The organism is Pseudomonas canadensis, from assembly GCF_000503215.1.
Classification (GTDB): domain Bacteria; phylum Pseudomonadota; class Gammaproteobacteria; order Pseudomonadales; family Pseudomonadaceae; genus Aquipseudomonas; species Aquipseudomonas canadensis.
The window spans coordinates 140,334-165,692 of sequence record NZ_KI628540.1 but is presented as its reverse complement, the minus strand read 5'-3'; the positions used below and the strand labels follow the sequence as shown (position 1 = coordinate 165,692).

The 25,359-nt window shown below is 58.7% G+C and carries 22 protein-coding genes, 1 pseudogene and 1 riboswitch; of the genes and pseudogenes, 10 read left to right on the top strand and 13 right to left on the bottom strand.

Annotation, left to right across the window (positions count from 1 at the left end):
* The 4 genes from U367_RS0128735 to U367_RS0128720 all read right to left on the bottom strand — a co-directional run bounded on the left by U367_RS0128735 (window position 1) and on the right by U367_RS0128720 (window position 3,569).
* On the bottom strand, window positions 1-1,161 hold the full coding sequence (locus U367_RS0128735) for an acyl-CoA dehydrogenase family protein (protein ID WP_028619641.1): 1,161 nt from the start codon (window positions 1,159-1,161) through the stop codon (window positions 1-3).
* Window positions 1,162-1,187: 26 nt separating this feature from the next.
* Window positions 1,188-1,979: an enoyl-CoA hydratase/isomerase family protein gene (locus tag U367_RS0128730; RefSeq protein WP_028619640.1), complete on the bottom strand. Its 792-nt coding sequence runs from the start codon at window positions 1,977-1,979 to the stop codon at window positions 1,188-1,190.
* Between the two features lie 151 nt (window positions 1,980-2,130).
* The gene (gene betI / locus U367_RS0128725; RefSeq protein WP_028619639.1) at window positions 2,131-2,769 is read right to left on the bottom strand and encodes a transcriptional regulator BetI; all 639 of its coding nucleotides are present in this window, start codon (window positions 2,767-2,769) and stop codon (window positions 2,131-2,133) included.
* 41 nt (window positions 2,770-2,810) lie between these two features.
* Window positions 2,811-3,569, bottom strand: coding sequence for a class II aldolase/adducin family protein (locus U367_RS0128720; RefSeq protein ID WP_028619638.1), 759 nt, complete (start codon window positions 3,567-3,569; stop codon window positions 2,811-2,813).
* A 132-nt stretch (window positions 3,570-3,701) separates the two neighbouring features.
* On the opposite strand from U367_RS0128720, the gene U367_RS0128715 reads away from it, so the two are divergent.
* From U367_RS0128715 to U367_RS0128700, 4 genes are all read left to right on the top strand, one after another.
* Entirely contained in the window at window positions 3,702-5,657 is a 1,956-nt protein-coding gene (locus U367_RS0128715; RefSeq protein WP_028619637.1) for an oxidoreductase, read from the top strand.
* Entirely contained in the window at window positions 5,645-6,223 is a 579-nt protein-coding gene (locus tag U367_RS0128710) for a helix-turn-helix domain-containing protein (protein ID WP_016977386.1), read from the top strand. The genes U367_RS0128715 and U367_RS0128710 overlap by 13 nt, the downstream gene beginning before the upstream one ends.
* A 121-nt stretch (window positions 6,224-6,344) precedes the next feature.
* Complete coding sequence (locus tag U367_RS0128705) at window positions 6,345-6,545, top strand: hypothetical protein (protein ID WP_028619636.1); 201 nt, start codon at window positions 6,345-6,347, stop codon at window positions 6,543-6,545.
* Window positions 6,533-7,360, top strand: coding sequence for a hypothetical protein (locus U367_RS0128700; RefSeq protein ID WP_028619635.1), 828 nt, complete (start codon window positions 6,533-6,535; stop codon window positions 7,358-7,360). Before U367_RS0128705 ends, U367_RS0128700 begins: the two co-directional genes overlap by 13 nt.
* Window positions 7,361-7,370: 10 nt before the next feature.
* Here the strand turns inward: U367_RS0128700 and U367_RS01000000130395 are convergent, their stop codons facing one another.
* Window positions 7,371-7,820 (bottom strand): outer membrane protein, encoded by a 450-nt coding sequence (locus U367_RS01000000130395; protein ID WP_236639998.1) that lies wholly within the window; start codon window positions 7,818-7,820, stop codon window positions 7,371-7,373.
* Between the two features lie 54 nt (window positions 7,821-7,874).
* Window positions 7,875-8,078: riboswitch (cobalamin riboswitch) on the top strand.
* A gap of 91 nt (window positions 8,079-8,169) precedes the next feature.
* On the opposite strand from U367_RS01000000130395, the gene U367_RS0128690 reads away from it, so the two are divergent.
* The 4 genes from U367_RS0128690 (at window position 8,170) to dkgB (ending at window position 12,292) form a co-directional block, all read left to right on the top strand.
* Window positions 8,170-10,098 (top strand): TonB-dependent receptor plug domain-containing protein, encoded by a 1,929-nt coding sequence (locus tag U367_RS0128690; RefSeq protein WP_028619634.1) that lies wholly within the window; start codon window positions 8,170-8,172, stop codon window positions 10,096-10,098.
* On the top strand, window positions 10,098-10,457 hold the full coding sequence (locus U367_RS0128685; RefSeq protein WP_028619633.1) for a (2Fe-2S) ferredoxin domain-containing protein: 360 nt from the start codon (window positions 10,098-10,100) through the stop codon (window positions 10,455-10,457). Before U367_RS0128690 ends, U367_RS0128685 begins: the two co-directional genes overlap by 1 nt.
* Window positions 10,454-11,386 (top strand): ABC transporter substrate-binding protein, encoded by a 933-nt coding sequence (locus tag U367_RS0128680; protein WP_028619632.1) that lies wholly within the window; start codon window positions 10,454-10,456, stop codon window positions 11,384-11,386. Before U367_RS0128685 ends, U367_RS0128680 begins: the two co-directional genes overlap by 4 nt.
* A gap of 87 nt (window positions 11,387-11,473) precedes the next feature.
* Window positions 11,474-12,292 carry a 2,5-didehydrogluconate reductase DkgB gene (gene dkgB / locus U367_RS0128675; protein WP_028619631.1) on the top strand — a complete coding sequence of 273 codons (819 nt, stop codon included), beginning with the start codon at window positions 11,474-11,476 and terminating at the stop codon, window positions 12,290-12,292.
* On the opposite strand, the gene U367_RS0128670 is transcribed toward dkgB, so the two are convergent.
* The 8 genes and pseudogenes from U367_RS0128670 to U367_RS01000000130390 form a co-directional block, all read right to left on the bottom strand.
* Complete coding sequence (locus U367_RS0128670; RefSeq protein WP_028619630.1) at window positions 12,289-12,708, bottom strand: ANTAR domain-containing protein; 420 nt, start codon at window positions 12,706-12,708, stop codon at window positions 12,289-12,291. The genes dkgB and U367_RS0128670 overlap by 4 nt on opposite strands.
* A gap of 134 nt (window positions 12,709-12,842) precedes the next feature.
* A complete protein-coding gene (locus tag U367_RS0128665) occupies window positions 12,843-16,454 on the bottom strand; it encodes a transporter substrate-binding domain-containing protein (protein WP_028619629.1) in 3,612 nt (1,203 codons plus the stop codon).
* A gap of 1 nt (window position 16,455) precedes the next feature.
* Window positions 16,456-17,082, bottom strand: a complete 627-nt coding sequence (locus tag U367_RS0128660) for a response regulator transcription factor (RefSeq protein WP_028619628.1) — start codon at window positions 17,080-17,082, stop codon at window positions 16,456-16,458.
* 299 nt (window positions 17,083-17,381) lie between these two features.
* Complete coding sequence (locus U367_RS0128655) at window positions 17,382-18,098, bottom strand: MgtC/SapB family protein (RefSeq protein ID WP_010211291.1); 717 nt, start codon at window positions 18,096-18,098, stop codon at window positions 17,382-17,384.
* Between the two features lie 16 nt (window positions 18,099-18,114).
* The gene (mgtA, locus tag U367_RS0128650) at window positions 18,115-20,820 is read right to left on the bottom strand and encodes a magnesium-translocating P-type ATPase (RefSeq protein ID WP_028619627.1); all 2,706 of its coding nucleotides are present in this window, start codon (window positions 20,818-20,820) and stop codon (window positions 18,115-18,117) included.
* Window positions 20,821-21,240: 420 nt separating this feature from the next.
* On the bottom strand, window positions 21,241-21,843 hold the full coding sequence (locus U367_RS0128645; RefSeq protein WP_028619626.1) for a GNAT family N-acetyltransferase: 603 nt from the start codon (window positions 21,841-21,843) through the stop codon (window positions 21,241-21,243).
* An 11-nt stretch (window positions 21,844-21,854) separates the two neighbouring features.
* A complete protein-coding gene (locus tag U367_RS0128640) occupies window positions 21,855-22,199 on the bottom strand; it encodes an FKBP-type peptidyl-prolyl cis-trans isomerase (protein ID WP_028619625.1) in 345 nt (114 codons plus the stop codon).
* Between the two features lie 11 nt (window positions 22,200-22,210).
* Window positions 22,211-22,507: pseudogene (locus tag U367_RS01000000130390) on the bottom strand (type II toxin-antitoxin system HicB family antitoxin); the annotation flags it as partial.
* Window positions 22,508-22,942: 435 nt separating this feature from the next.
* On the opposite strand from U367_RS01000000130390, the gene U367_RS0128630 reads away from it, so the two are divergent.
* Both U367_RS0128630 and U367_RS0128625 read left to right on the top strand, forming a co-directional pair.
* On the top strand, window positions 22,943-23,188 hold the full coding sequence (locus tag U367_RS0128630) for a DUF6124 family protein (RefSeq protein ID WP_016976709.1): 246 nt from the start codon (window positions 22,943-22,945) through the stop codon (window positions 23,186-23,188).
* A gap of 171 nt (window positions 23,189-23,359) precedes the next feature.
* Window positions 23,360-25,309, top strand: coding sequence for a flavin monoamine oxidase family protein (locus tag U367_RS0128625; RefSeq protein ID WP_028619624.1), 1,950 nt, complete (start codon window positions 23,360-23,362; stop codon window positions 25,307-25,309).
* Window positions 25,310-25,359: the final 50 nt, after the last annotated feature.

The window sequence follows — 25,359 nt, the reverse complement described above, 5'->3', positions numbered from 1 at the left end:
TTAACGCAACAGTGGCCGCAACAGTTCACGGGCGATGATATGGCGCTGGATTTCCGATGTGCCTTCCCAGATCCGCTCGATCCGTGCGTTGCGCCAGATGCGCTCGACCGGCCCTTCATCCATCAAGCCCATGCCGCCGAAAATCTGCACGGCTTCGTCAGCGACCTTGCCCAGGGTTTCACTGGCAAACAGCTTGGCCATGCCAGCCTCGCCATCGGTCATGTTGCCTTGGTCCATTTTCCAGGCGGTGTGCAGGGTCAGCAGTTCAGCCGCGCGAATCTGCGTGGCCATGTCGGCCAACTTGAAACTCACGCCTTGGTAGCTGCCGATCGGCTGGCCGAACTGTTTGCGGTCCGCCGCCCATCGCAACGACACATCCAGCGCGCGCTGCGCCTGGCCGACGCAGTTGGCGGCCACCATCACACGGCCAGCGGTGAGCCAGGCGTTGGCCACTTCCCAGCCTTTGCCCACTTCGCCCAGTACCTTGGACGCCGGTACGCGGCAGTCGTCAAAGAACATTTCGTAGGTGTGATAACCCCGGTTGCTCACGCACTTGGGGCCACGGCGGATGGTCATGCCAGGCGTCCCCCGATCCACCAGGAACGAAGTCACCGCGTTGCGCTGTCGACCGTTGTGTTCGTAGGTATCAGTGACCGCAAACACGATGGCGAAATCGGCGTGCCCGGCGTGGCTGATGAAGTGTTTGCTGCCGTTGATCACGAAGTCATCGCCACTGCGCACGGCGCGGGTCTTGATGGCATTGGCGTCGGAACCGGCGCCGGGTTCGGTCAAGGCAAAACAGTCGATTTTCTTGCCTTGCACGCAGGGCAACAGGTAGTCGCCAATCTGCGAGCCGGTGCACGCCATCAGGATCTTGGACGGCCGCGCGACAAACACATGCAGCGCCCACGAGACTTTGGACAACTCCCGCTCGATCAGCGCCTGGGACAGGTAGTCCAGGCCACCGCCGCCCACTTCTTCCGGCATGTTGAAGGCATAGAACCCAGCGGCAATCGCCTTATCGCGAATCTGCGCAGCCAACTCGGACGAGACCTCATCGGCACGGTCCACCGCCTCTTCATGGGGCAACAATTCCTTGGCAACAAAACTGCGTACAGCGTCCACCAACATGTCTTGTTCTTGGCTGAGTTGGAAATTCATGGCGCTACCTGTTCGGGGTGTTGTTGTTATTTGCCGGAGAAATTCGGGAGGCGTTTTTCCAGGGAGGCGCGCAAGGCTTCGGCGCCATCGGCACTGCGTCCGCACAACAAGCCAGCGGCCAGTTCGGCCTGCAGTTGCTCGGGCAGGCTGCGGTCGGCGCCTTCACGGATCAGGGTCTTGGTCTGGGCGAACGCGAAGGTCGGACCGTTGGCCAGGCGCGTGGCGAGTTCGGTGGTGTGGGCGTGCAGTTGATCATCCGCAACCACCTCTGCGACAAGGCCGGCGGCCAGGGCGCGGTCGGCGCTCCACAGTTCGTCAAGGAACAGCAGGCGCTTGGCTTGTTCGCTGCCGATCAGGCGCGGCAAGTGCCAACTGGCACCGGCGTCGGGCGAGTAGGCCATGCCTGTGTAGCCGGCTTTGAAGCGCGCCGATTGGGCGGCGACGCGCAAGTCGCAACACAGGGTCAGGTCCATGCCCGCCCCGACGGCGGTGCCGTTGATGGCGGCAATCGTGGGTTTGTCGAGGGTGTGCAGGCGAGTCATCAAGGCGTGGGCGGTTTCGGTCCAGCCATAGGTTTCGAGGGCGCCACGGGCTTCGGCATCAGCCCACTCGGCCAGGTCGGCCCCGGCGCAAAAGCTGCGTCCGTTGCCGGTCAATACCACCACGCGTACAGCGGGGTCAGTGTTGAAGGCGTCGAGCAAGGCGTGCAGGTGCTTGAGGGTGGGAATGTCCAAGGCGTTGCGCTGCGGGCCACGGTTGAGGGTGATCCAGGCAACGCCAGCTTGCACATGAGTAAGCACGGGCGAATCGGTAGTCATGGCTTCCTCGAATTATTTTAGTTGGCTTGAGGGGTGCGACATGAGGCGATACTAAACAAGTGTTCAGTAAGAAGGCAATCGGCAAACCGCAAATATTTTCAGAAGGGGAAATGGCCGACCTGAACCTTGCGTTCAGGCGGCTGCAGAAGACTCAGGGTTTGAGCTGATAACGCTGGCGGCCACCGGCCTGCAGGCCATCGACCCAGGCTTCGCAGATCTGGATACCCTGCTGCGGCGTGAACGTGCCGGGGTTGAGCCCCGACTCCAGCCACAACCCGTCGAGCAGTGCGCTCAGGCCGATGGCGGCCAGATCGGCGTCGAAGTGCTTCCAGCCCTCCTCCTTGGCCATGTCGGTCAGCGCCGAACGCATGATGGTGCGGTATTCGCCATAGGAGTGTTCGTGAGCCCGGTTGATCGCCGGCGCGGTCTTGACCGCGCCCCAGAACACCAACCAGGCGTCCAGCAGGTGCGGGTCGAGCAATTCGGCGGAAAATGAGCCACGGAACAACGCCGACAGGCGCTCCCGAGGGTTCGGCGGCGCCTTCGCCATGGTTTCGCGCAGCAGGCTCATGACCTGGTCGGTGATGGTGCGGTAGGCCTCCGCCACCAGCTCATCCTTGCCCGAATAGTGATGGCTGATCAACCCCACTGACACCCCGGCCTCGGCGCTGATCTTGCGGATCGACGCCCCCTGGAAACCATCACGCTTGAGACACGTGAGCGTGGCCTGGACCAGATTGGCCTTGCGCACTTCCGGGTCCATCCGGGAAAAACGGGATTCCTGGGTCATGCGGCAAATTCCTACGATTGAGTCGGCATCACGACTCTACCTCAGTCGCGATAGCCCGGCGACACCCGATCCAGCATCCGCAGCAACGCCGCCCAGGCCAGTTGCATGGCGTCCAGGTCGACCAACTCACCCTCTTCCAGCGGACGGCCAGGGTTGTTGAATTGCTGTTCGGTGTAGGCGCAGACCTCGTCAGACGGCAGCACCAGCTTGCCGCACGCCTGGGCGGCAATCTGGATATCGCAGGCCTTCTCCAGGTAATACATGCGCAGGAACGCCTGGCTGACCGTCTCACCCACCGTCAGCAAACCATGGTTGCGCAGCATCAGCACCGGCTTGTCGCCCAGGTCCCGCACCAGCCGCTGCTGCTCATCCATGTCCAGGGCCACACCTTCGTAATCGTGGTAGGCCACCTTGCCGTAGAACTCCATGGAGATCTGGTTCACCGGTAACAACCCGCACTCCAAGGCCGCCACTGCACAGCCTGCGCGGGTGTGGGTGTGCAGCACGCACTGAGCGTCTTCGCGGGCGCCATGAATCGCACTGTGAATCACGAAGCCCGCCGGGTTGACCGCATACGCCGAGGGCTCCACGGCGTGACCGTCCAGGCCGATCTTCACCAGGCTCGAGGCGGTGATTTCGTCGAACATCAGCCCGTAGGGATTGATCAGGAAGTGATGCTCGGGCCCAGGAATGCGCACCGAAATATGCGTGAAAATCAGATCACTCATGCGGTAGTGCGCGATCAATCGATAGCACGCGGCGAGCTGTTCACGCAGCTGCTGTTCGATGGAGTGAGTCATTTTTATTCTCCAGGCAGGGGGGGTGGTGAGGGCGACGCTAATCCAGTCAATAGTAAAAAAACAAGTTGATTTTTTACTGACGCTCACCTCCTATAGAAAAATAACAATAACAGCGCCTGGAGTATCCGCACCATGTCGCACCCGACCTTTCCCCACCTGTTCGAACCGCTGGAGCTGCGTGGCAAACGTCTGAAAAACCGCATCATGTCCAGCGGGCACGATACGTCGATGCCTACCGATAATCGGGTCAATGCGCAGTTGATCGCCTATCACCGTGCTCGCGCCGAGGGCGGTGTGGGGCTGATCGTGTTACAGGTAGCCGGGGTGCATGACAGTGCGCGCTATACCTCCCATGTGCTGATGGCGACCGAAGACGGCTGCATTGACAGCTACCGCGAATTGGCCGAGACCTGCCATGCCCACGGTACCGTGGTGCTGTCGCAGATCTTCCATCCGGGCCGGGAAATCATGGAGTCGGCCGATGGCCTGCTGGCCGTGGCGTACTCGGCGTCAGGGGTGCCGAATGAACGCTTTCGCGTGATGCCACGAGCGCTGGACCAGGCGATGATCAACGAGATCGTCGCGGGTTATGCCTCGGCTGCCAGACGCTTGCATGAGGCCGGGATCGATGGGGTGGAAGTGGTTGCCAGCCATGGGTATCTGCCGGCGCAGTTTCTCAATCCTCGGGTAAACCGGCGTACCGATGATTACAACGGTTCTCTGGAACATCGGTTGAAGTTCTTGAGGGAAATCATCGAAGCCGTAAGGGCCGCCACCGACGAACAGTTCATTATCGGGCTGCGCATTTCTGCCGATGAACGCGACGCCGAAGGCCTCACTGAAAACGAGTCGCTTGAAGCCGTTCAACACCTGCAAACCCAGCTGGATTACGTGCATATCGTCGCGGGCACATCAGCGTCCCTGGGCGGCGCAGTCCACATCGTGCCGCCCATGGCGATTGCCGCCGCGTACCTCGCCAACGAGGCGGCGACGTTCAAGGCCAGCCTGTCGATTCCGCTATTCGTCACTGGGCGAATCAATCAACCCCAGGAAGCCGAACTGATATTGGCGCGGGGCCAGGCCGATGTCTGCGGCATGACGCGTGCGTTGATCTGCGACCCGCTGATGCCGGCCAAGACTCTTGAGGGCCGTGCCGAAGACGTGCGGGCTTGCATCGCCTGCAATCAAGCCTGCATCGGTCATTTTCACAAGGGGCTGCCGATCTCCTGTATCCAGCATCCCGAGACTGGCCGCGAGTTGGTGTTTGGTGAGTTGCAACAGGCAGTGAAACCCAAACGCATCATGGTGGTGGGCGGTGGCCCGGCGGGCATGAAAGCAGCGGCAGTCGCCGCGAAACGCGGGCATGCGGTAACGCTGTACGAAGCCAGCGGTCAACTCGGCGGGCAAGTGTTGCTGGCCCAACTGCTACCACGGCGCAGCGAATTCGGCGGGGCCAGTACCAACCTGCAACGTGAAATGGAACTGGCGGGGGTACGGGTGGTGCGCCATACCCGGGTTGATCGTAAATGGGTGGAACAGGAACAGCCCGATCACGTCATCATTGCCACCGGCGCCGAGCCTTATTGGCCAGCCTTCGAACAGGGTGGCGAGCTTCAGGTGGTGGACGCGTGGCAGGTGCTGCGCGAGCAGCTCACGTTGGGCCGCTCGGTGGTGGTGGTCGATTGGCGTTGCGACTGGATCGGCCCCGGTATTGCTGAGCGCCTTATGCGCGCCGGCCATCAGGTGCAACTGGCGGTCAATGGCACCCACTGTGGGGAAAACCTGCCGCTGTATGTACGCGATCAACTGGCGGGCGAACTGCATCGGCTGGGCATCCCGATCATCCCTTACGCCCGCCTCTATGGCTGCGATGACACCACGGTCTACTTGCAACACACCGCCAGCGGCGAGCCGATGCTGTTGGAAAATATCGACACGCTGGTGTTGTGCCAAGGCCACCAGCCGGTAGACACTCTGGGCGCGGAGCTGCAAGGCTTGGTGCCCTTTGATCGTATCGGCGACTGCCTGGCCCCGCGCACCGCCGAAGAAGCGATCTACGAAGGACTCAAAGTGGCGTGGAACCTGTGACAGACAATCCCCAGCAACTGTTTCTCGGCACGCGCATTCGTGGGCTGCGCAAGGCGCGTGGCCTGACCCTCACGGCCCTGGCGCAGGCCAGCGAATTGACGGCCGGCTACCTCAGCCAGTTGGAGCGTAACCTGGCGTATCCATCGATTCCCGCATTGTTCAATATTGCCCGCAGCCTGGGCGTGACCATCCAGTGGTTCTTCGCCAGCGAAACCGTAGCCGCTGTCGAGGACGAAGGCTATGTCGTGCGCAAAGGCAACCGCCAGAGCATTCATTACGAGGACGGCATCGTCGACCAATTGCTGACGCCGTTGCCCAACCACCAACTGGAAATGCTCCAATCAAGCTTCCCGCCGGGTACGTATAGCCAGCAGAACTACAGCCATGAAGGCGAAGAAGCGGGATACGTACTGAGCGGCCAGTTCGAGTTGTGGGTAAGTGAGCGACACTTCCTGCTGCAGGCCGGTGACAGTTTCAGCTTCGCCAGCCGTGAGCCCCATCGATACGGCAATCCTGGCAAGGTAGAAACCGTGGTGATCTGGGTAATTACACCGCCGACATTTTAGGCAGCTCATACAAATGGAGACGTTTCCTACGGGAACTGGCGACAGTGGCAACGCGGCCATCAATGGTTAGGGTCCCTTTCCCTTGCTATAAAAATGGCTACTTCTCTTCGAGGGTGTAGCCATGTCGTTATTGCATTTGCTGTTTGGGAAGCCGACCCAGGATGAGTGGGAGCGTGCGAAAGAGGTCAAGTCCCGTAAAACCTGGAAAGTCGTATACGGAGGCATCGGCTTGGATGCCGCCGAAGTCTTGGAGTCACAGGGTTACAAGGACGCCCTGCACCAAGTACGCAAAATGGAGGCTGATCATTCATGGGCTTGCTGATCATCGTCCCATTACTGGTCAGCGGATACATGGTCTGCATCAGGCACCCCTTCTTCTATGTGCGCCTGCACCGTTTCCAAGGGCAACTGCTCTATTTGCAGGTGGCCAGAATGGGGATGGCTTGCCTGATTGTCTCGACCCTCCTGACCGCAGCCGTCCTGGCAGTGTCAAAGCAGGCGGTCCCGATCATGGGTCATGTCATTGCAACAGACTACAGCAGCTACTTGGGCACGCTATTGGTGCAACTTGATATTGCCAACGGAAAAAACGGCACTCTATGGGTTTTCCTGATACAGGTCGGGCTGACGGCCCTGGTTATGCCTTTCTTCTGGTCAGCGTTCTATGTGGGCGCGAAGAAGAAAATATTGCAGCTGGAAACAGACGTCCAGCTCCACTCGCTGCTGGCGCTGGGTGTCCTTGAGGGTACACCTTTCAGAGTTTTGCTGAGAGAGTCCATCGCGCAGTGCCGGCCGTGCATGTTCAGCTTGAACGATCGCAAGGTCTATGTCGGAATCGTACTGTTCGCCGGCACACCGACCGAGTCCGAAGGTGTCGATCATGCCTTCACGCTAATCCCCCTACTCAGCGGTTACCGAGACAAGGACACACTAGAGGTCACGCTGAATACTCACTACTCAAATGCAGCCACCCCGCCGCCCATCACACTGATCCAGGAAAATGTCGTTTCCGCCACACAGTTCGACTTCACGATCTGGAACGCGGTCCACACCCGCAAAAACCGCAAGCCGCGACAGGGCGAGTTCCATCAACACCGCCCCGCGCGTCCGATGCACGCTGAAAGCCTCTGCGCCTGAGGCTCCAACGTCAGTCAAACTTCCAGTTCAACCTGACGCGAAACATCTGCCCATCGTTATTGAACTTGGAATCATAGCCAGTCCCTGCTCCACCGATGCCCGGAATCACCGCGACGTTCAGCTTGTCTTCACCCAGGTCGTAGTACAGGTATTCGGTCTTGAACGACAGGTTCTTGGGGATGGCCTGTTCGATACCAGCTCCCACCGTATAACCCATCTTGAAATGGCTCTGGTCGTCGCTGAACTGGGTATTGCCTGTGGGGCCGAACATGTCGACGTTCTGGCTGGTTTCGCCATAGGCCAGACCAGCCGTGCCGTAGACCAGGGTGTGGTCGAACGCATAACCGAAGCAACCGCGCAGGGTCCCAAGGTACTTGATCTTAGATTCGAATTTGTTGTTCAGCGCTAGGTGGGTATTGAGTTGGGCGGTGCGGATGCCGCGCCGCCCCCTTGCTGGCAAGTAAAGCCTGAGAATCCTGGATGACGGAGTTGACGAACGGTCATGCGAATGTTCAGATGCCGCCCTGTTTCAGGTGCCCCCTGCCGCCGTGCTTGGGGTGAAACGGGAAACCGGTACGCTCTTTGAGCCAGTCCGGTGCTGCCCCCGCAACGGTATTCGCGTGACCCCTTCGACACACCACTGTGGCCTGCGCGCCATGGGAAGGTGAAGGGATCCATACGCGAGAGCCCGGAGACCGGCCTGGAATTTCTGTTAGGCAAACTCCTGCGGTGGGCGGGCATGGGCCGGTGTCGGCGTGTGCGCGATGCCTTCTCCTGCGTGCTTCTGCGAAGATACTTTCGAGAAGACTATGATTCGACGTTCCCTGATCCCTTTGTTCGGCTCGCTGTTCAGCCCCCTGTTGCTGGCCGACGACAACACCCTGGTACTCAACCAGCAGATCGTCTCCGCCCCCTCCGTGGAATCCACCACCGTCGCCGCCATGGCCCAGTACGGCAGCAAAGTGGAGATCGTCACCCGCGAACAGATCGAACGCGCCGGCCCCGCCGCCGACGTGACGCGGGTGATGCAGATGTTCATCCCCGGCCTCTACGTGGCGCCGAAAAACGGCCCATTCGACTACGGCACCTATTCCCTGCTGGGCGGGCGCAACGATGACACGCTGATCCTGCTCGACGGCGTACGCCTGAACAACCGCCTGTATGGCGGCCTGTACCTCGACACGCTGCCGGCCAACGCCATCGAGCGCATCGAAGTGCTCAAGGGCGGCCAGAGCCTGCTGTTCGGCACCCAGGCGGTATCGGGGGTAATCAACATCGTCACGCGCAGCCCGCAGACCCGCGAGACGTCCGGTGAAGTGAACCTGGGAGTCGATACCTTCGGCGGCACCACCGGCGATGCGCGGGTCGAGAAGATCTTCACCAACGGTTGGGGAGACCTCGGCCTGCTGGCGTATGTCAGCCGCAACGCCTCCGAAGGCTACCAGCCGTTTCGCAACAGCGACTACAGCGGCCGCGTCAGCGACAAAAAACGCTCGTACGAAGTGACCACCTTAGGCACCAAGGCCATCCAGTCGTTTGGCGATGACTCGCGCCTGGAGCTGTTCTACCAATATGCCGATGCCAACCTTGATTTCGCGCGGCCGGTAAACAACTACAAGACCACCAACGACCGCGTGCAACAGATCGCCACGGCCACTTTCGAACAGGCGATCAACGAGCGCTTGAGCTACTTCGTCAAGGGCCATATCAACGATTGGGACACGCGTTATACACGGATCGACAACACCGCGAGTGGCGGCCGCAATGTGCGCAATCACAATGACTACTGGGGCTTTACCGATTGGGGCGTGCAGGCCGAAGGCAAGGCTGAATTGCCAGGCGGCCATGTGCTGGTGGTGGGCAGCGACAACCAGTGGTTCAAGGGTCAGGACGATGTACTGGTGATCGACGACAACAAGGCCCAGGCCCATGCGCTGTATACGCAGTTGCGGCCACAGATCGACGCATTGCCCAATTGGCACCCCAGCATCGGCGTGCGCCATGAAGCCATGAGCGGCGGCGACAGCGCAACCGTCGGCATGCTCACCTCCCTCTACGACCTCAACGACCACTGGACCCTGCGCGGCCAATACGGTACGGCCTACAAACTGCCCAACGCCGAGCAGTTGTTCGTCAACGAGCCAGGCGACGAAATCGGCAACCGCAACCTCAAGCCGGAGAAAAGCCGCAACGCCGAGCTGGGTATCGATTACAAAGGGTTGCTGGCCGAGCGTGATTTCAGCGCCAGCGTCACGCTGTTCAAACGCAAGATCACCGACCTGATCACGCTTGACGATGTGCAGTGGGTCAACGGCCAGGGCCAGATCCAGATGCGCGGCTTCGAGGCCGACGCCAAGCTTGCACTCGACGACCAGTGGAGCCTGCAAGCCGACATGACGCGCAACCTCACCGAGTCCCGCACCGGGGTCACTATCAACGACATTCCGAGCTTTTTCGCCCGTTCACGGATCGGTTTCGAATCGGAAAATCGCTTATGGGGCGCAGGTACTGCGATCCGCTATATCCGCGACATCACCAGCTCGAAAAAAGTCGAATACGGCCACTACTCCGTGGTGGACGCCGATGCCTATCGCTACCTCGACACCGCCCACCAGCACCGCCTGAGCGTGTTGGTGGAAAACCTGTTCGACCGCGACTACGTCACCAGCCGCGCCAGCAACGTCGATAACCTCGGCCGCCCGTTCACATCGCAGGTGCGTTACACGTATCGTTTCTGATGACTGAGATCACCAAAATCGACGGGGTGGACTTCCATCCCGACTGGTCTCGCATGCCGGACCACGCCCGCCATGTATTCCTGTGCACCGGCCCGCGCTGTACGCAGCGCGGCGCCTTGCAACTGTGGAAAACCCTGCGCCGCCGGTTGCTGGAACATGAACACATCGAAGTGCCCGGTGGCGTGCTGCTGACGCGCACCCATTGCCAGTTCCCGTGCAACCTCGGGCCGGTACTCACGGTATATCCCGAACGCTGCTGGTATGGCGTGCGCAACAAGGCCGATGTGCTGCGCCTGGTGGATGTGCACCTGGTGAGTGGCGATGTGGTGCAAGACCTGCTGATCAAGGACCTACCATGAGAAAAACCTGGTTATTGCCAGTCGCGCTGTTCTGCTGCACACCGGCGCTGGCAGACAGTTATCGCAACTGCGCCCAGGATTGGAGCGTGCCCCCGTCACCGCCTTCGCGCATCGTGGCACTCAACCAGCACGCCGCCGATCTGCTGCTAGCGCTGGATGCCGGGCCTTCGCTGGTGGGTGTCGCGTATCTGGACGACAACGGCATTGCACACCGGCATGGCGAGTACTTTGACGTGCCGGTCATCGCGACGAAATACCCGTCCAGCGAAGTGCTGTATGCGCAACGTCCGGACATGGTGGTGGGCGGCTTTGCCAGTGCGTTCGGTGATGGGGTCACCTCCCGCACCGGGATGGCAAACAACAGAGTGGCGTCCTACCTGCTGGAGTCCGCCTGCGCGGGTCACTCCCTGGATTATTTTGGACATATCCGCCAGGACCTGTTTACCCTCGGCGCCCTCCTGCACAAAAACCAGCGCGCTCAAATGCTGAGCGATGCGTTGGATGCTGACCTGGCACACGCCCACGCGCTGATCGGGGATGCCCGTCCGCTGTCGGTGTTTTACCTGGACAATGAAGTGGGGGGACTCGATAGCGAAGGTCAACGGGGTTTTGTCACCACCTTGCTGGCAGCTTCCGGTGCACGCAATGTACTGGCCGATATCCCGTTGTCACGGGTGACCGTCAGCAATGAAACTCTGTTGGCCAAGGACCCGGACGTGATCCTGCTGGCCGACGCGCTGTGGTCACCGGCCAGCCGCAAGCGGCAGTTGCTGAACAGCGACCCGGTGCTTTCGAAGCTGCGTGCCGTGCGCGAGAACCGCCTGATCGACATTCCCTTCACCCACGTGGTGCCCAACATGGGGAGCGGTCAGGTGGTTCTGTCATTGACACAGCGGTTCAAGGCGCTGGCAATTCGTGACCAGCGGTAAAGAGTCCTTTTCGGATTCGGCGGTTTTTCCGAAGGAACGACGGGCGGATACTCGACTCCATTGTTCACACCCCTTCAGGAGTTACTGATGTCTATCCCAACGCACAGTATCCCGGCCTTCGGCCTCGGCACTTTCCGCCTGCAAGGCCAGGTGGTGATCGATTCCGTCAGCACCGGCCTGGAACTGGGCTACCGTGTGATCGACACCGCGCAGATCTACGAGAACGAAGCCGACGTCGGCCAGGCAATTGCCGACAGCGGCGTGCCGCGTGACCAGTTGTTCATCACCAGCAAGATCTGGATCGCCAACTTCGCCGAAGGCCAGCTGATTCCAAGCCTGCGCGAAAGTCTGGGCAAACTGAGGACCGACTACCTGGACTTGACCCTGATCCACTGGCCCTCGCCGGACGACCAGGTGCCTGTTGCCGAATTCATGGGCCAGTTGCTGGAAGCCAAGCGCCTGGGACTGACCCGCCAGATCGGCATTTCCAACTTCACCGTCGACTTGATGAAACAAGCGATTGCAGCCGTTGGCGCCGAAAACATCGCCACCAACCAGGTCGAACTGCACCCCTACCTGCAAAACCGCAAGGTCGTGGACTTCGCCACCGCCAACGGCATTCAGATCACGTCGTACATGACGCTGGCCTACGGCGAAGTGCTCAAGGACCCGGTGATCCAGCAAATCGCCGAACGCCATCAGGCGACCCCAGCGCAAGTGACGCTGGCCTGGGCCATGCAATTGGGCTACGCAGTCATCCCGTCGTCAACCAAGCGCACCAACCTGGAAAGTAACCTCAAGGCCCTGCAACTGACCTTGAGTACTGCCGACATGGCACAGATTGCCGAGCTGGAACGCGGCCATCGCCTGACCAGCCCCAAGGGTATCGCACCGAAATGGGATTAACCCCCGGCTGCTGGCTGGGATAACTCGCGCAACCACGGCAACACCCGCAGGCCGGCAGTGGCTGCGGGTGGGTCAATGATGTCCATGAAGTGTTCAAGGTTGACGTTGTCAGGCACGCCGGGCAGCCGCACCAGCACCGCCGGCGTTACGTCAGCGCGGGTACTCAGGTCCAAATGATCGTAGACCAGCACGTGGTGCGCCTGGGGTTGAGACCCGCAAGCATGAGCCGTCAGCCCCGCATTGATGATCAGCACATCAAAGGGCAGAGCCGGGATAGCGGTGAGCAACTGGGCCTCTTCAACGGTTTCCACCGGTACGATCCGGAAGTACCCCAGCCGATTGAGCATTTTCTCGATATACAAACGTTGCAGGTGTTGTTCATCGGCAATCAGGATGGTCAGTGCTTTGTTTGGCATGGCGAATCCCTGGGCAGGCAGCGCTCGTCAGTGAACGAGCCCCATTTTCCAGACATACCCCGAAGACAAAATCAGGTTTATTCCTACTCCATGTAGGAATTCTCCCAAACCCACCGAATAGACATCCACTTCAGTCAAGTCTGCTTGATGCGTTCGCTCAAGTTATGATGCAAGCTATCAATGGCGTGGCCAATGGCTTCAACCGAAGCCGCCAATGCATCACGGTCCCCCCTTTCACACACGCCCTCCAGCGCCTCACAACAAGCGACCAGCGCCGCCGCCTTGACCATGCGAGCGCCACCTTTGACCCGATGGGCCAGGTCATGCAACTTGCCAAAGTCCGCGTGTTCTTGCAGCGCCGATAGCAGCAAGCGGTCCACCGCGAGGCTACCGAGCAATGGTGTCAGCAACTCATTGAGCCCGGCAGTATCATCGCCTGTCAGAGCGACTAGCGTACTCAAGTCACATACCGGCACGCCCTCTTTCACCACCGCTGCCGCGGTGCGCGACGCCAACGCCGTGCGCAGATCATCCAGGCCGGTCGGTTTGAAGAGACAACCGTCCATGCCCGCCTGCCGGCAGCGCTCGGTCTCCTCCGGTTGCGCGTTGGCGGTAAACCCCAGTAGCAGACACGGCATCAGGCCACGCTGACGCTCCTGGGCACGGATATCACGTGCCAATGTGTAGCCATCCTTGAGTGGCATATTGCAGTCGGTGATGACGCCATCAAACTGCCCGGCCTGCCACAGGGCAAAGCCCTCAGCGCCGTCCTCGGCTGTGACGATGTGATGTCCCAGGAAGCTCAGTTGTCGAGTCAACAGCAAGCGATTGGCCGGGTAATCATCGACCACAAGGAGGTTCAATGCAGGTGTCGCAGGCGCAGGTTTAACAGGTAAAGAAAGCGCCGTTTCGGTGGTCAACGCCAGCGCCAACGTCACGTCCACTCGCGTCCCCTTGCCCTGCACACTGCTCAAATGCAATTGGCCGCCCATCATCTCGCACAGGTTGCGGCTGATCACCAACCCAAGGCCGGAGCCACTGCGCGCCGATTGGTCGTTGTTGCTGCCTTGGAAAAACGGATTGAACAAGCGCTGCTGATCTTCGGCACTGATGCCAATCCCCGTATCTTCCACAAGCAACCGGAGGTTCAAGTGGTCACCGACCAATGCCGGTGTGCTCTGAGCGCCCAGACGCACCTGCCCGGTGGCGGTGAACTTGATGGCATTGCCCAGCAGGTTGGACACCACTTGCTTGAAACGCAAAGGGTCGATCAGCACCGTTCGATCGATCAGCGGATCAAGCTCGACTTGCAGCTGCAGCCCCTTATCCCGAGCCAACCCCTCGAAAACGCGCGCCACGGAGGCCAACAACTCATGGAGATTGGCCTGCTCCAGGCTCAAGGACAGGTGGCCGGTTTCAATCCGTGCAATGTCCAGGATATCGCCGATCAACTCCAGCATGCTCCGGGACGCCATCGACGCCACCTCTAGCGCGTCCTGATCGACACGGCCCTGCTCGGCGTTTTTCAAGGCCAACTCAAGCATACCGATCACCGCATTCATCGGTGTGCGAATCTCATGGCTCATGGTCGCCAGGAAGGTGGTCTTGGCACGGTTGGCGGCGTCGGCTTCCTCCTTGGCTTCCTGCAACTGGCCAAGCAGGCGCTGGCGCTCGCTGACATCCACCCAGCCGGCGATCATGCCCACGACGCTGCCATTACTGTCACGGTACGGCAGCATCCACTGGTAAATGGTCAACACACCACCTGGCACCTTGAGTACGCGATCCTGGATCTGCGGCTCGCCCCGCTCCATCAGGTCCAGGTAATCGGCATGGAACGACTGGGCCTGCGGCGGGTTGCCCGTGTCGGTTTGCACCACAGTCTTGCCGATCACGTCCTCCAACCTGAAGCCAAACACATCAAGGTAAGCGTTGTTACAGGCCATTAACCGGCCCTGGCGATCGCGCACGTAAATCGGATGGGGTGTGCCGTCGATCAGCACGCTCATGAATCGCATCTGGTCGCTCAAGGCCCGCTCTGCCTGGGCGCGCTTGCGTATCAGGTTGCGCAGGTAGAGCCCCCAACCCAGCGTCACCAGCAGCAGTAACGCGGCCAGACCAAACCCCTGGATGATCACATTGCGGTGGCTGCTCCAATAGCTGTCTTCGATGATGATCTCGCTGCGCCAACGGTTGGTCAGTTCGTCCATTTCTTCAGGCGTGATACTCAACAACGCCTTCTCGAGAATTGAATACAGCTCCAGTTGGCTGCGGTTGACACCGAAGGCAATGCGCGCCGGTTCCGTGCCGATCGTGGTGGTGATACGCAGACGGTCTCGATAATTGCGCGCAATCATGTAGCGTGCGCTGATCAACGAAACAATAGTCGCATCGACACTCCCCTTGGCGACCAGGTCCATGGCGGCCTCAGGGTTCTCGACGTCGACAAACTTGATACCTGGATAATCCCGGGCTATCTGTGCACCGAGGCTGTTGCCGCCAATGAACGCCAGCCGTTTTCCGGGCATGTCTTCCAGGGTGAGCAGCCGTTCATCACTGGCACGCGCCACCAGCACGTAGGGGTTGGACAGGTAAGGTCGGGTGAAACGGACTTTTTCGGCACGCTCGACGCTAGGCGTAATGACCGCAAGCATGTCCACTTGCCCGCTGCTGACCTCATCAATTTGCCGAGGTAAAGAATTGCTGTGGACCATCTCGAACTTCAAACCCGTGCGCAAGCTGATCCGCGACAACACCTCATCGCTCAGCCCCGCGAATTGCCCCTGCTCATTCAGGAATGACAGCGGCATGAACTTGTCGAGCACCGCGACCTTTACCCGAGGATGCTTCTCCAGCCAACGCTGCTCACCGTCGCTCAGGCGCAACCGGTCGGCCTCCAGGAAGCCACTGTCTCCGGCACTCCAGCGGCGCAGGATGCTCATTTGCTGGTTGGCCGGGATCACGGCCAGCGCTGCGTTGATGATATTCAGCAGGCGGATGTTATCTCCGGAGAAAGCGAACCCGAACGGGTTGACCTCCAGCCCGGAAAAATCGGCCACGCGCACATTATTGAGGTGATTCTTTTGGATCAGATAACGGGTACTGATGACGTCGCCCAGGTACACATCCGCCTGGCCAAACGCGACGGCGCCGATGGCTTGGTGGGTCGAACCGTACAACATCAGTTGCGCCGCTGGGTAATAGGCTTGCACCGCGTCAGGCTGCATGTAGTGGTAGAGCATCGCCACGCGTTTGCCGGCCAGGTCGGGGCTCAGTAAATGACTGTCACCCGCGCGGGTTACCAGCACAGGTTGATCATTGGCGTAGGAACGAGACAGTATCAGGCCCTTGTCGGCGGCTTCGTAGCCATTGGCCGACCCGACTAAATCCACTTCTCCCAGCTTGAGTGCCTCGATCACCTCATCGCGGGTGTCATAGCGTCGAACTTCAATGGGCACGCTTAAGATAAGGCTGATCAACCACGCGTAGTCAGCGGTGATACCTTCAAAATCATTGTTGTTGCTAAGGTCGAAAGGCGCGTAGTCCGGCGCCGACACCCCCATCACCAACGTGCGCCGCTGGCGTAACCAGCGCCAGTCGCTTTCATCAAGCGCCACGCCTGGGTTCTCAAGAGTGGCGTGACCGAGGAGTCGTAGGGAGTGCGGCTCATCCAGGGCCATCGCTGCATGGGAAAACAACCCGATCAGCAGGACAGCCGTGAATCTCAACAGCCGGGAGGTGGTCATTTCAGATCAGATGATTGCGCTGGGCGAACTTGGACAGGTGCACTACCGAAGACATACGCAGCTTCTCCTTGAGTCGCGTCTTGTAGGTGCTGATGGTTTTGTGGCTCAGCAGCATATCCTCGGCGATTTCCTTATTGCTCAGGCCCAGAGCCAGCTTTTGCAGCACCGTCAATTCGCGGTCCGACAGCGCTTCGACCAGTTCTTGCTCGGTGGTCTGCAAATCGTCACGGCGCACTGAACTGTTGGCCACGCTGGGGAAGCAGCTGTAGCCGGAGCGGATCGCCCTGATCGCCTTTTGCAACTCGTCCAGTTCACCCGTCTTGGCCACGAAGCCCATGGCCCCGGCGCGCATGCAGCGGGTGGAGAAGAACACCGCCAGGTAGGAGGTCAGCACAAGGATCTTGCATGGCAGCTCCAACGCCTTGATCCGGCTGATCACCTCCAGCCCGCCAAGCTTGGGCATGGCCAGGTCGAGGATGATCAGGTCCGGGCGCTGCTCACGCGCGCACTGCATGGCGTCGGCGCCGTTGCCCGCTTCATAGATTTCACCAAAGCCTTCTTGCTTCAACAGGTACTTCACGGTGGCACGGATAAAAGGGTGATCATCCACAATTAAAGCTTTGCTCATAAGACTCCCCCGAGGGATCAGTACGCTTACATATCACACGGGACCCATCTACCTGTGAAAAGTAACAGTTCCGACAAACGGTACTGATTACTCTGCATGACACTTCAGGTAGGACAGACCCCTCCTTTTGATAGAACACTGTCAATACGTTGAGCTGCGCCTTGGTTTCTAAGGCGCAAGGGCGCAACCTTAACAACGGTGTGGCTTATCAAATGAAGGGATAGTCTCGATTGCTTGTAGGACTTTTCCTCGTAACAGCATAGTCAGCTTTGCGCGGGACAATCCCAGACAGCCGGGGATTACTCGGTAGTACTTGGGCTCCAGAACGCTTGCACCACCAGGGTCGACATCGAAATTCGCGCCACCAGCGCGTCCAGTTCGTCACCGTCCACCGACGTCACGGCCAAGGTGGCTTCGATCTCCACTTCTTCCGTGCCAAAGGGACGCACGTCCACATCGCTGGCCGGGTAGTTGCAACGTGCCAGCTCCGCTTCCAGCAAAGCCAGTACGGCTTTCTGCTGGGTACGCCGGGCGATCACATACAAGATGTTGGTGACCTCTGCCGACACCACGTCCAACGGCTGACGGTTGATGTTGTTGACAATCGGTCGCAGCAAGGTGTTTGCCGCAAGCACAAACAGCGTGCCAAGCAGCGCTTCGAGCACTAGGTCGGCCCCCGCGCAGGCGCCCACCGCCGCCGATGCCCAGAGGGTGGCCGCCGTATTGAGCCCACGCACGTTGCCCTCTTCACGCATGATCACACCGGCACCGAGAAAGCCGATGCCCGAGACCACATAGGCCACCACCCGCACCGCGCCTTCCGCGCCGCCGAGTCGGCTAGCCATGTCGACGAAAATCGCCGCGCCCACTGCCACCAGCACGTTGGTGCGCAGGCCCGCCGTACGCTGGCGGTATTGACGTTCGAAACCGATCAAGCCGCCGAGGACAAAGGCCGCAGTGAGGCTGACCAGAGTGTCGACCAGAGATTCAAGGTTGATGTTGTTGATTGCTTGCATAGGAAATCTTCCCTGTTCATTGCCAGCCAAACTTACGGATGTAGTAGCCCTTCACCGCCTGGGTCAGCGCCATATACGCCAGCAGAATCACCGGCAGGAACACGAAGTACAGCGACGGCAGCGCCTGCAACTTGAAGTAATGCGCCAGCGGCCCCATCGGCAGGAAAATCCCCACGGCCATGATCACGCCGGTCATCACCATCAACGGCATCGCCGCACGGCTTTGCAGGAACGGGATTTTCGGGGTGCGGATCATGTGCACGATCAGCGTCTGGGTCAGCAACCCCACCACGAACCAGCCAGACTGGAACAGGGTCTGGTGGTCGGGAGTATTGGCGTCAAAGACGTACCACATGAGTGCGAACGTGGTGATGTCAAAGATCGAACTGATCGGCCCGAAAAACAGCATGAAACGACCGACATCTCCTGGCTGCCAGCGCTGGGGTTTACTCAGCATCTCGTCGTCGACGTTATCGAACGGGATCGCAATCTGCGAAATGTCATACAGCAGGTTTTGCACCAGCAGATGCATTGGCAGCATCGGCAGGAACGGAATGAACGCGCTGGCCACCAGCACCGAGAACACGTTGCCGAAGTTGGAGCTGGCAGTCATTTTGATGTACTTGAGCATGTTGGCGAAGGTGCGACGGCCTTCCAGCACACCCTCCTCCAGAATCATCAGGCTCTTTTCCAGCAGGATGATGTCGGCAGCTTCCTTGGCGATATCCACCGCGCTGTCTACCGAAATACCGATATCGGCGGTCCGTAGCGCCGGCGCATCGTTGATACCATCGCCCATGAAGCCGACCACATGCCCATTGGCCTTGAGCAAGCGCACGATGCGTTCCTTGTGGCTTGGCGTCAGCTTGGCGAACACATTGGTAGTTTCCACGGCCTTGGCCAGTTCGGCGTCGGTCATGTCCTCAATGTCGTTGCCCATCAGCAGACCCTGTTGCTCCAGGCCCACTTCGCGGCAGATCTTGGCGGTGACCAGTTCGTTGTCGCCGGTCAGCACTTTCACTGCCACGCCATGGGCCTTGAGGGCTTTGAGCGCAGGCGCGGTGCTTTCCTTGGGTGGGTCGAGGAACGCGACGTAACCGATCAGCGTGAGGTTATTCTCATCCGCCAGGCTGTAGGTGTCACGCCCCGGCGCCATCGGTTGCGCGGCCACGGCGACCACGCGCAGGCCTTCTTCATTGAACGCGGCGGTGACCTGACGGATACGTGCCAACAGGTCATCGGTCAGTGCTTCATTGACGTCGCCATGGCGCACGTTGTTGCACACCGACAGAATCTCCTCCACGGCACCCTTGCAGATCAACAGGTGCGGCTGGCCCTGCTCGGCGACCACCACGGACATGCGGCGGCGGTTGAAGTCGAACGGGATCTCATCGACCTTCTGGAACGCCGTGCCGACTTTCAGCTCGCGATGTACCTCCACATGCTCCAGTACCGCCACGTCCAGCAGGTTTTTCAGGCCGGTCTGGTAGTAGCTGTTGAGGTAGGCCATTTCCAGCACGTCATCGGACTCTTCACCCCATACGTCCACATGACGCGCCAGGAAAATCTTGTCCTGCGTCAGGGTGCCGGTCTTGTCGGTGCACAGCACGTCCATGGCGCCGAAGTTCTGGATCGCGTCCAGGCGCTTGACGATGACTTTTTTACGCGACAGAAACACCGCGCCCTTGGCCAGGGTGGACGTGACAATCATCGGCAACATTTCCGGGGTCAGGCCCACGGCAATCGACAGCGCGAACAGCAGTGCCTCGGTCCAGTCGCCCTTGGTGAAACCGTTGATGAACAGCACCAGCGGCGCCATCACGAACATGAAGCGGATCAGCAACCAGCTGACCTTGTTGACGCCATGCTGGAAAGAGGTGGTGGCGCGATCAGTCGCGGTCACGCGCTGGGCCAAGGCGCCGAAATAGGTGCTGTTGCCGGTGGTCAGGATCACCGCCGTCGCCGCGCCGGACACCACGTTGGTGCCCATGAACAGGATGTTCTCCAGGTCCAGCGGGTTGCGGGTCTTGGCGTCCTGCTGCTGGGCGAACTTCTCCACCGGCATCGATTCACCGGTCATTGCCGCCTGGCTGACAAACAGGTCCTTAGCGCTGAGTACGCGGCAATCGGCGGGGATCATGTCCCCAGCGGACAGTACGATCAGGTCGCCCGGCACCAGTTGTTTGATTGGCAGTTCGATGCGCTTGGCTTCATCGCGGCGCAGCACCGTAGCGGTGTTGCTCACCATGGCTTTCAGCGCATCGGCCGCCTTGTTGGACTTGGCCTCCTGCCAGAAACGCAGCAGCGTCGACAGCACCACCATGGAGAAAATCACCGTGGCGGCCTTCATGTCTTCGGTCAGCCAGGAGATCACCGCCAGCAAGGTCAGCAGCAGGTTGAACGGGTTTTTGTAGCAGTGCCACAGGTGCACCCACCATGGCAGCGGTTGCTCATGCTCGACTTCGTTGAGGCCATATTGCACGCGCAGGGCATCGGCTTCCTGAGTCGTCAAACCTTCGGAATGGCTGCCCAGGGTGCCGAGCAATTGCACCGCACTGCTGTTGGCCGAGACCACCAGGGTTTGCGCCAGGGTCGGCGGCACTTCGCGGCTGACGCTGGCGTCGGTCACGGTGTCGAGCATCGCCAGGCGGCGGAAATGCCGGGCGATGTGCCGGGTCCGCAGGAAGCCGGCAAAGAACTCTTTCAACAGAGTCAGGTTCATGGTGTTACTCCTGCGCGAGGAAAAAACCGTCGTGCAGGTACCGCCGTCTGCACCGCGCCCGTTTTATAGGCACAGCCAGCTTGGCCCGCCTGTCGTAAAAGACAGGCGCGTCCGTAGCATCCCGAGGTGAGGCGGGTGCTGGTCAGCGTCGATGAGAGGGATTCGGGCAGGTGCCAGGACTGGCGCTGCCGGGATGCCGCTTCTCGCTTTTAGTGGCGAGACAACGGCATCGGAAAAATGCGCGTTACCTTGCCAAGCCTGTGCCGGTTACCGAAACCGGCCGACTACTGTCACTCGAACAAGTACCCACTGAGGGTCTCCGCTATTGATGAAAACGCGCGAAGCTTACGCCCCGATGATGAGAGAGTAAACCGTAGGAAAGTTTCCGTATGGGGAATAAGAAGATTCTTCAGGATGGGTTCAGGAAGGTGCATCCACTTGATCTCGCGGCACCAACGTCAGGTAATCACCCACCTGCCCACCTGCCAGGGCCTTGACCTGAATCGATACGCTGTTCACCTGACGCCCCATCGTGATCCCTTCGCGGGTGCGTACCTGCACATAGCCAAGCTTAGGCCAGAAACGTTCGGCCTTGGCATTGCCGATGACTACCGTCAAACGCAGCCATTGAGCGCCGCTGCCCGCAGCCCAAGCCTCAAGATCCGCGTGCAGCCGCTGCGCCAACCCAGTGCCATGCAAGCGTGCATCCACCAGCAACAGCCCGATGTGCCAAACACCAACAGCCAGCAAGTCCGCCGCAATGTTCACCACCGCCACCAGCTGGTGTTCCAGATCGCGGTAACCCAGCCAATACATCCGACTGCACGCCCACCCTGCGGGCAACTGTCCCTGCAATTCCTCATGCGCTTCGGTCGCAGTGGCCGGTTCGCCGTTGACCGCGATGAAGTAATCCGGCGCCCGCTCAAAAAACCGCTGCAACTCGACCTCATCGCGATTACCCAGTTCAACGACCTGAATGCCCACGACAGAACACGCCGGCAACCCGTGTGAATCAACTTCCATGTCCATCGTTCTCAATCGTCCCGCGTCAGCACTTCCAGCAACTCAATCTCAAAACGCAGGTTGCTGTTGGGCTTGATATGCGCGCCCATCGACCGCTCGCCATAGGCCAGATGCGCCGGCACGAACAGGCTGCGCACACCGCCTACCTGCATGCCCATCAAGCCCTTATCCCAGCCCTTGATCACACGCCCGGTGCCAATCACACACTGGAACGGCTTGCCGCGCTCCCAAGAGGAGTCGAACACCGTGCCGTCTTCCAGGGTGCCGGTGTATTGGGTGGTGATCAGCGCGCCTTTAACCACGGCTTTGCCGGTGCCGGGGCGGATGTCGGTGATTTGGAGTTCTTCGGGGCTCATGGGGAATCCGTTGGATAGATAGTGTTTGCTTGAGTTGTGTTTCGCAGATAGGGCATTAAATCCAAGTCGACAATCGCCCAGAATCCACCGGAAAAATCAGGATTATTCAGGTGGACATCAATCGCTAAAACTTGCGGAAGCTGTTCTTGATCGGCAATCACCCCTTCAAGGTGCAACGCCAAGGCCTCGCGGACATTATGCAGCGCTTCGGAAAAAGACCTTCCCGCAGAGAAACACCCCGGCACGTCAGGAATGGTCACGCCGTAGTCCGAGTCCGCGTCCTTGTGTACTACCACAGGAAACTTCATTTTTCCTCCTCTGGATAAGCCCTTGAGGGTCATTCAGCCGAATCATTATTTGAGCCTTACTGTTTTTTTACCAGCGTGCTAATCACCTCCGCACAGAATGTGGGTGCGCAAGCAAGAAAAGAGCAGTGACATTTCCCTTTATCTCGCAGGACGTTTCCGAGAGAATCCCAACCGCTTGCGCCGCTCAAATCACGTGGCTAGTCGTCGTCGGTCACTGCCCATTCAGTGACCGGGTTTAGTAACCCACGATGTGATTAGGCGCCAAGCGCCCCCTTATGCAAGGCGCCTTTTTTCGGCCCTGCGTTATGGTGGCCGTGCGCAGGGCACCTTCGGGTGCGCCGGGTCCTAATCACCGGTCTACTAACCTGCGTACGACCGCCACCCTGTTTAGTAGCGCAGGTATCGGCTCTCTAACGTTGATTAGGAGTTGAACCCATGGACAAACCTGTCCCCGCGCCACCCGCTTCAGAACTGCAATTCTTCACCACCACCCCAGACCTCAGCTTCGAAGACGCCCTGGCCCATGCCAGCAGCGTGTTGCGTTGTGCCGCCGTTGCGGCGCAAACGGCCGGGGATCAACTGGAAGGGACTTCACGCACGTTGGTGCTGTCGGTCATGCACCTGGTGGACATGGCCAGTGTGATGGTGGATCGGTCGCTGGAGTGTATGCAGCCGAGCTAATACAATGTCGCTCAGAGTGAGGGAGCATGCTCCCCACTTTAATCGCTTGCACTGCCCCTACGAAAAAATACGAATTTACTGTGCCAAAATCCAACGCTAGCCTATTTCTGGCTAGCAACACTCACGGTCATCCTGCTCCGAGTCCATTTACTCTGAACTGGGAATATCAGAATGACCATCGGTTCCAACTTCAATTACCCCGCAGACACAGCCCAACACCCCCATCGAAAAAAGCGATCCAACAAGAGCAAATGGGCAGCCAGGTTCCCTAATCCACCTGATTTATGTTTCGACTACCGCGCGCTCGTGGAGCAGGTCAATGGAATTGCCCAGGCTACTGAACCCCACCATAAAATATGCATTATTGGCGCTGGCATTACGGGCTTAACAACGGCACGTGAACTTCACCGGTGCGGCTTCACAGATATTACGTTAATTGAAAAGTCAAAGCGTATTGGCGGCAGGCACCTCACCGCTCTTGGGAATCACAATACCAACACCGTAGGCAGACCGCCTTTCGAGATGGGCGCAATGAGAATGCCGTTCTTCAACACATCAGACGAACCGCCTAAAGATGGGCGTTCACTCATGGCCTATTACGCTAACGAATTCGAACTGCGCCACACAGACTTCCCCAATCCAGGCAGCCCTGCGGTGCGATCCACAGGTATATTTCTACGAGAAGGAAGCGTCGATGACAGCGCAGAACCCACCATGCTTATCTGGAAAAACACGGATGGAAAAACGCCGCCTCCAGGTCAAACACTGGGCAATGTTTTCGCAAAATGGAAAGCCTTCGCCGAGCGCATGACGTTGATCGTCTCCGAACATTACGGTACTGAAGGCTGGGAGAACATGTGGAATTTAATAGTCAAAAAATACGAAAGTGTTTCCTTCCGCGACTTGGTCCAAATGCCAAGCATCGGTAGCTGGCAATCAAGTGACCCTGGAAACTTCGGTGGCATGGGCATGACTGCACAGGAATCCGCGGTTTTCTACGCCATCGGCATTGGTGATGGCAGTTGGGGAGCCTTCTATGACGTGTGTTCACTTTACCCTCTGCGCACGGCGATATTTGGATTCAGCAGTCATCTGCAATTAATCCACGGGCGTGTGAACGCGGACGGCACACCGATGGTGTCGCCTTACTTAGACCATCCCGAGCCCTTGGATTCGAGAGGTCTAGCTTTTAACAAACCCAACTACATCGGACTTGGATCCCTGGCCGAATCCATACTCTTTATCAAGCCCGAAGACACACATGACTCTTTATACGAGCACCTCATAAAAACTCACTCCGGGCTCATGACCCATTGTGCAGTAACAAAGATCAAGAAACAGAAAAACGGGAAAACACGAGTCTATTTCGACTGGAACATCACACAAAAAGAAAACGTAAAAAAAGAATTCATCGATTATGACTCCGTAGTGATGACACTACCTTCATGGCTGATCGAAACGCAAATATCAATTGAAAACTTCAACCCGGAAATGCTCCCCTTTGAAATCATAGACGCCTACAAAACAGCTCATTGGGAAACCAGCTGCAAAGTGTACGCGCCACTTAAAAAAACGTTTCTCTCTCACAATAAAAAAATCCCTCAAGCCATCGTGACGGATAGCTTGGTTCATGATGTATATACCTACCGCTACAACCCTAACAATACCTACGACTGCATTCTTCTCAGCTACACATGGGAAGACGACGCCACAAAGCTATCGGTATTCACCGATGAAGAACTCGTTGATAGGTGCATCGAAGACCTCGACAGAATCCTTTTGAAATCTACCAATATCAAAGAAAAAATATCACCCTACATCGGTCGTAATCACGCGGTAGTTCAACGATGGATGAATGATAAAAACTCGCTTGGCTGCGCAAAGCTTTATCGTGCAGGTACTTATTACGACGCCATGAAACTACTGAAATACAATCGAGACTTTTCTCACAAGTCAGGCTTGTACCTCTGTGGTGAATCCTTCTCTGTCGATGCGGGCTGGACGGAGCCCTGCTTCAGGGGAGCAATCGATACCGTGATAAACATTTGTAATAGAACGCAAGCCGCTTTCAACGGAGGTTTCACTATGGACGACTACCCAACCTATAAAGCCGAACCATAAAAGAAAAAGACTACAACGTAACGGGAATCACCTGACTTTTAATTGAACAC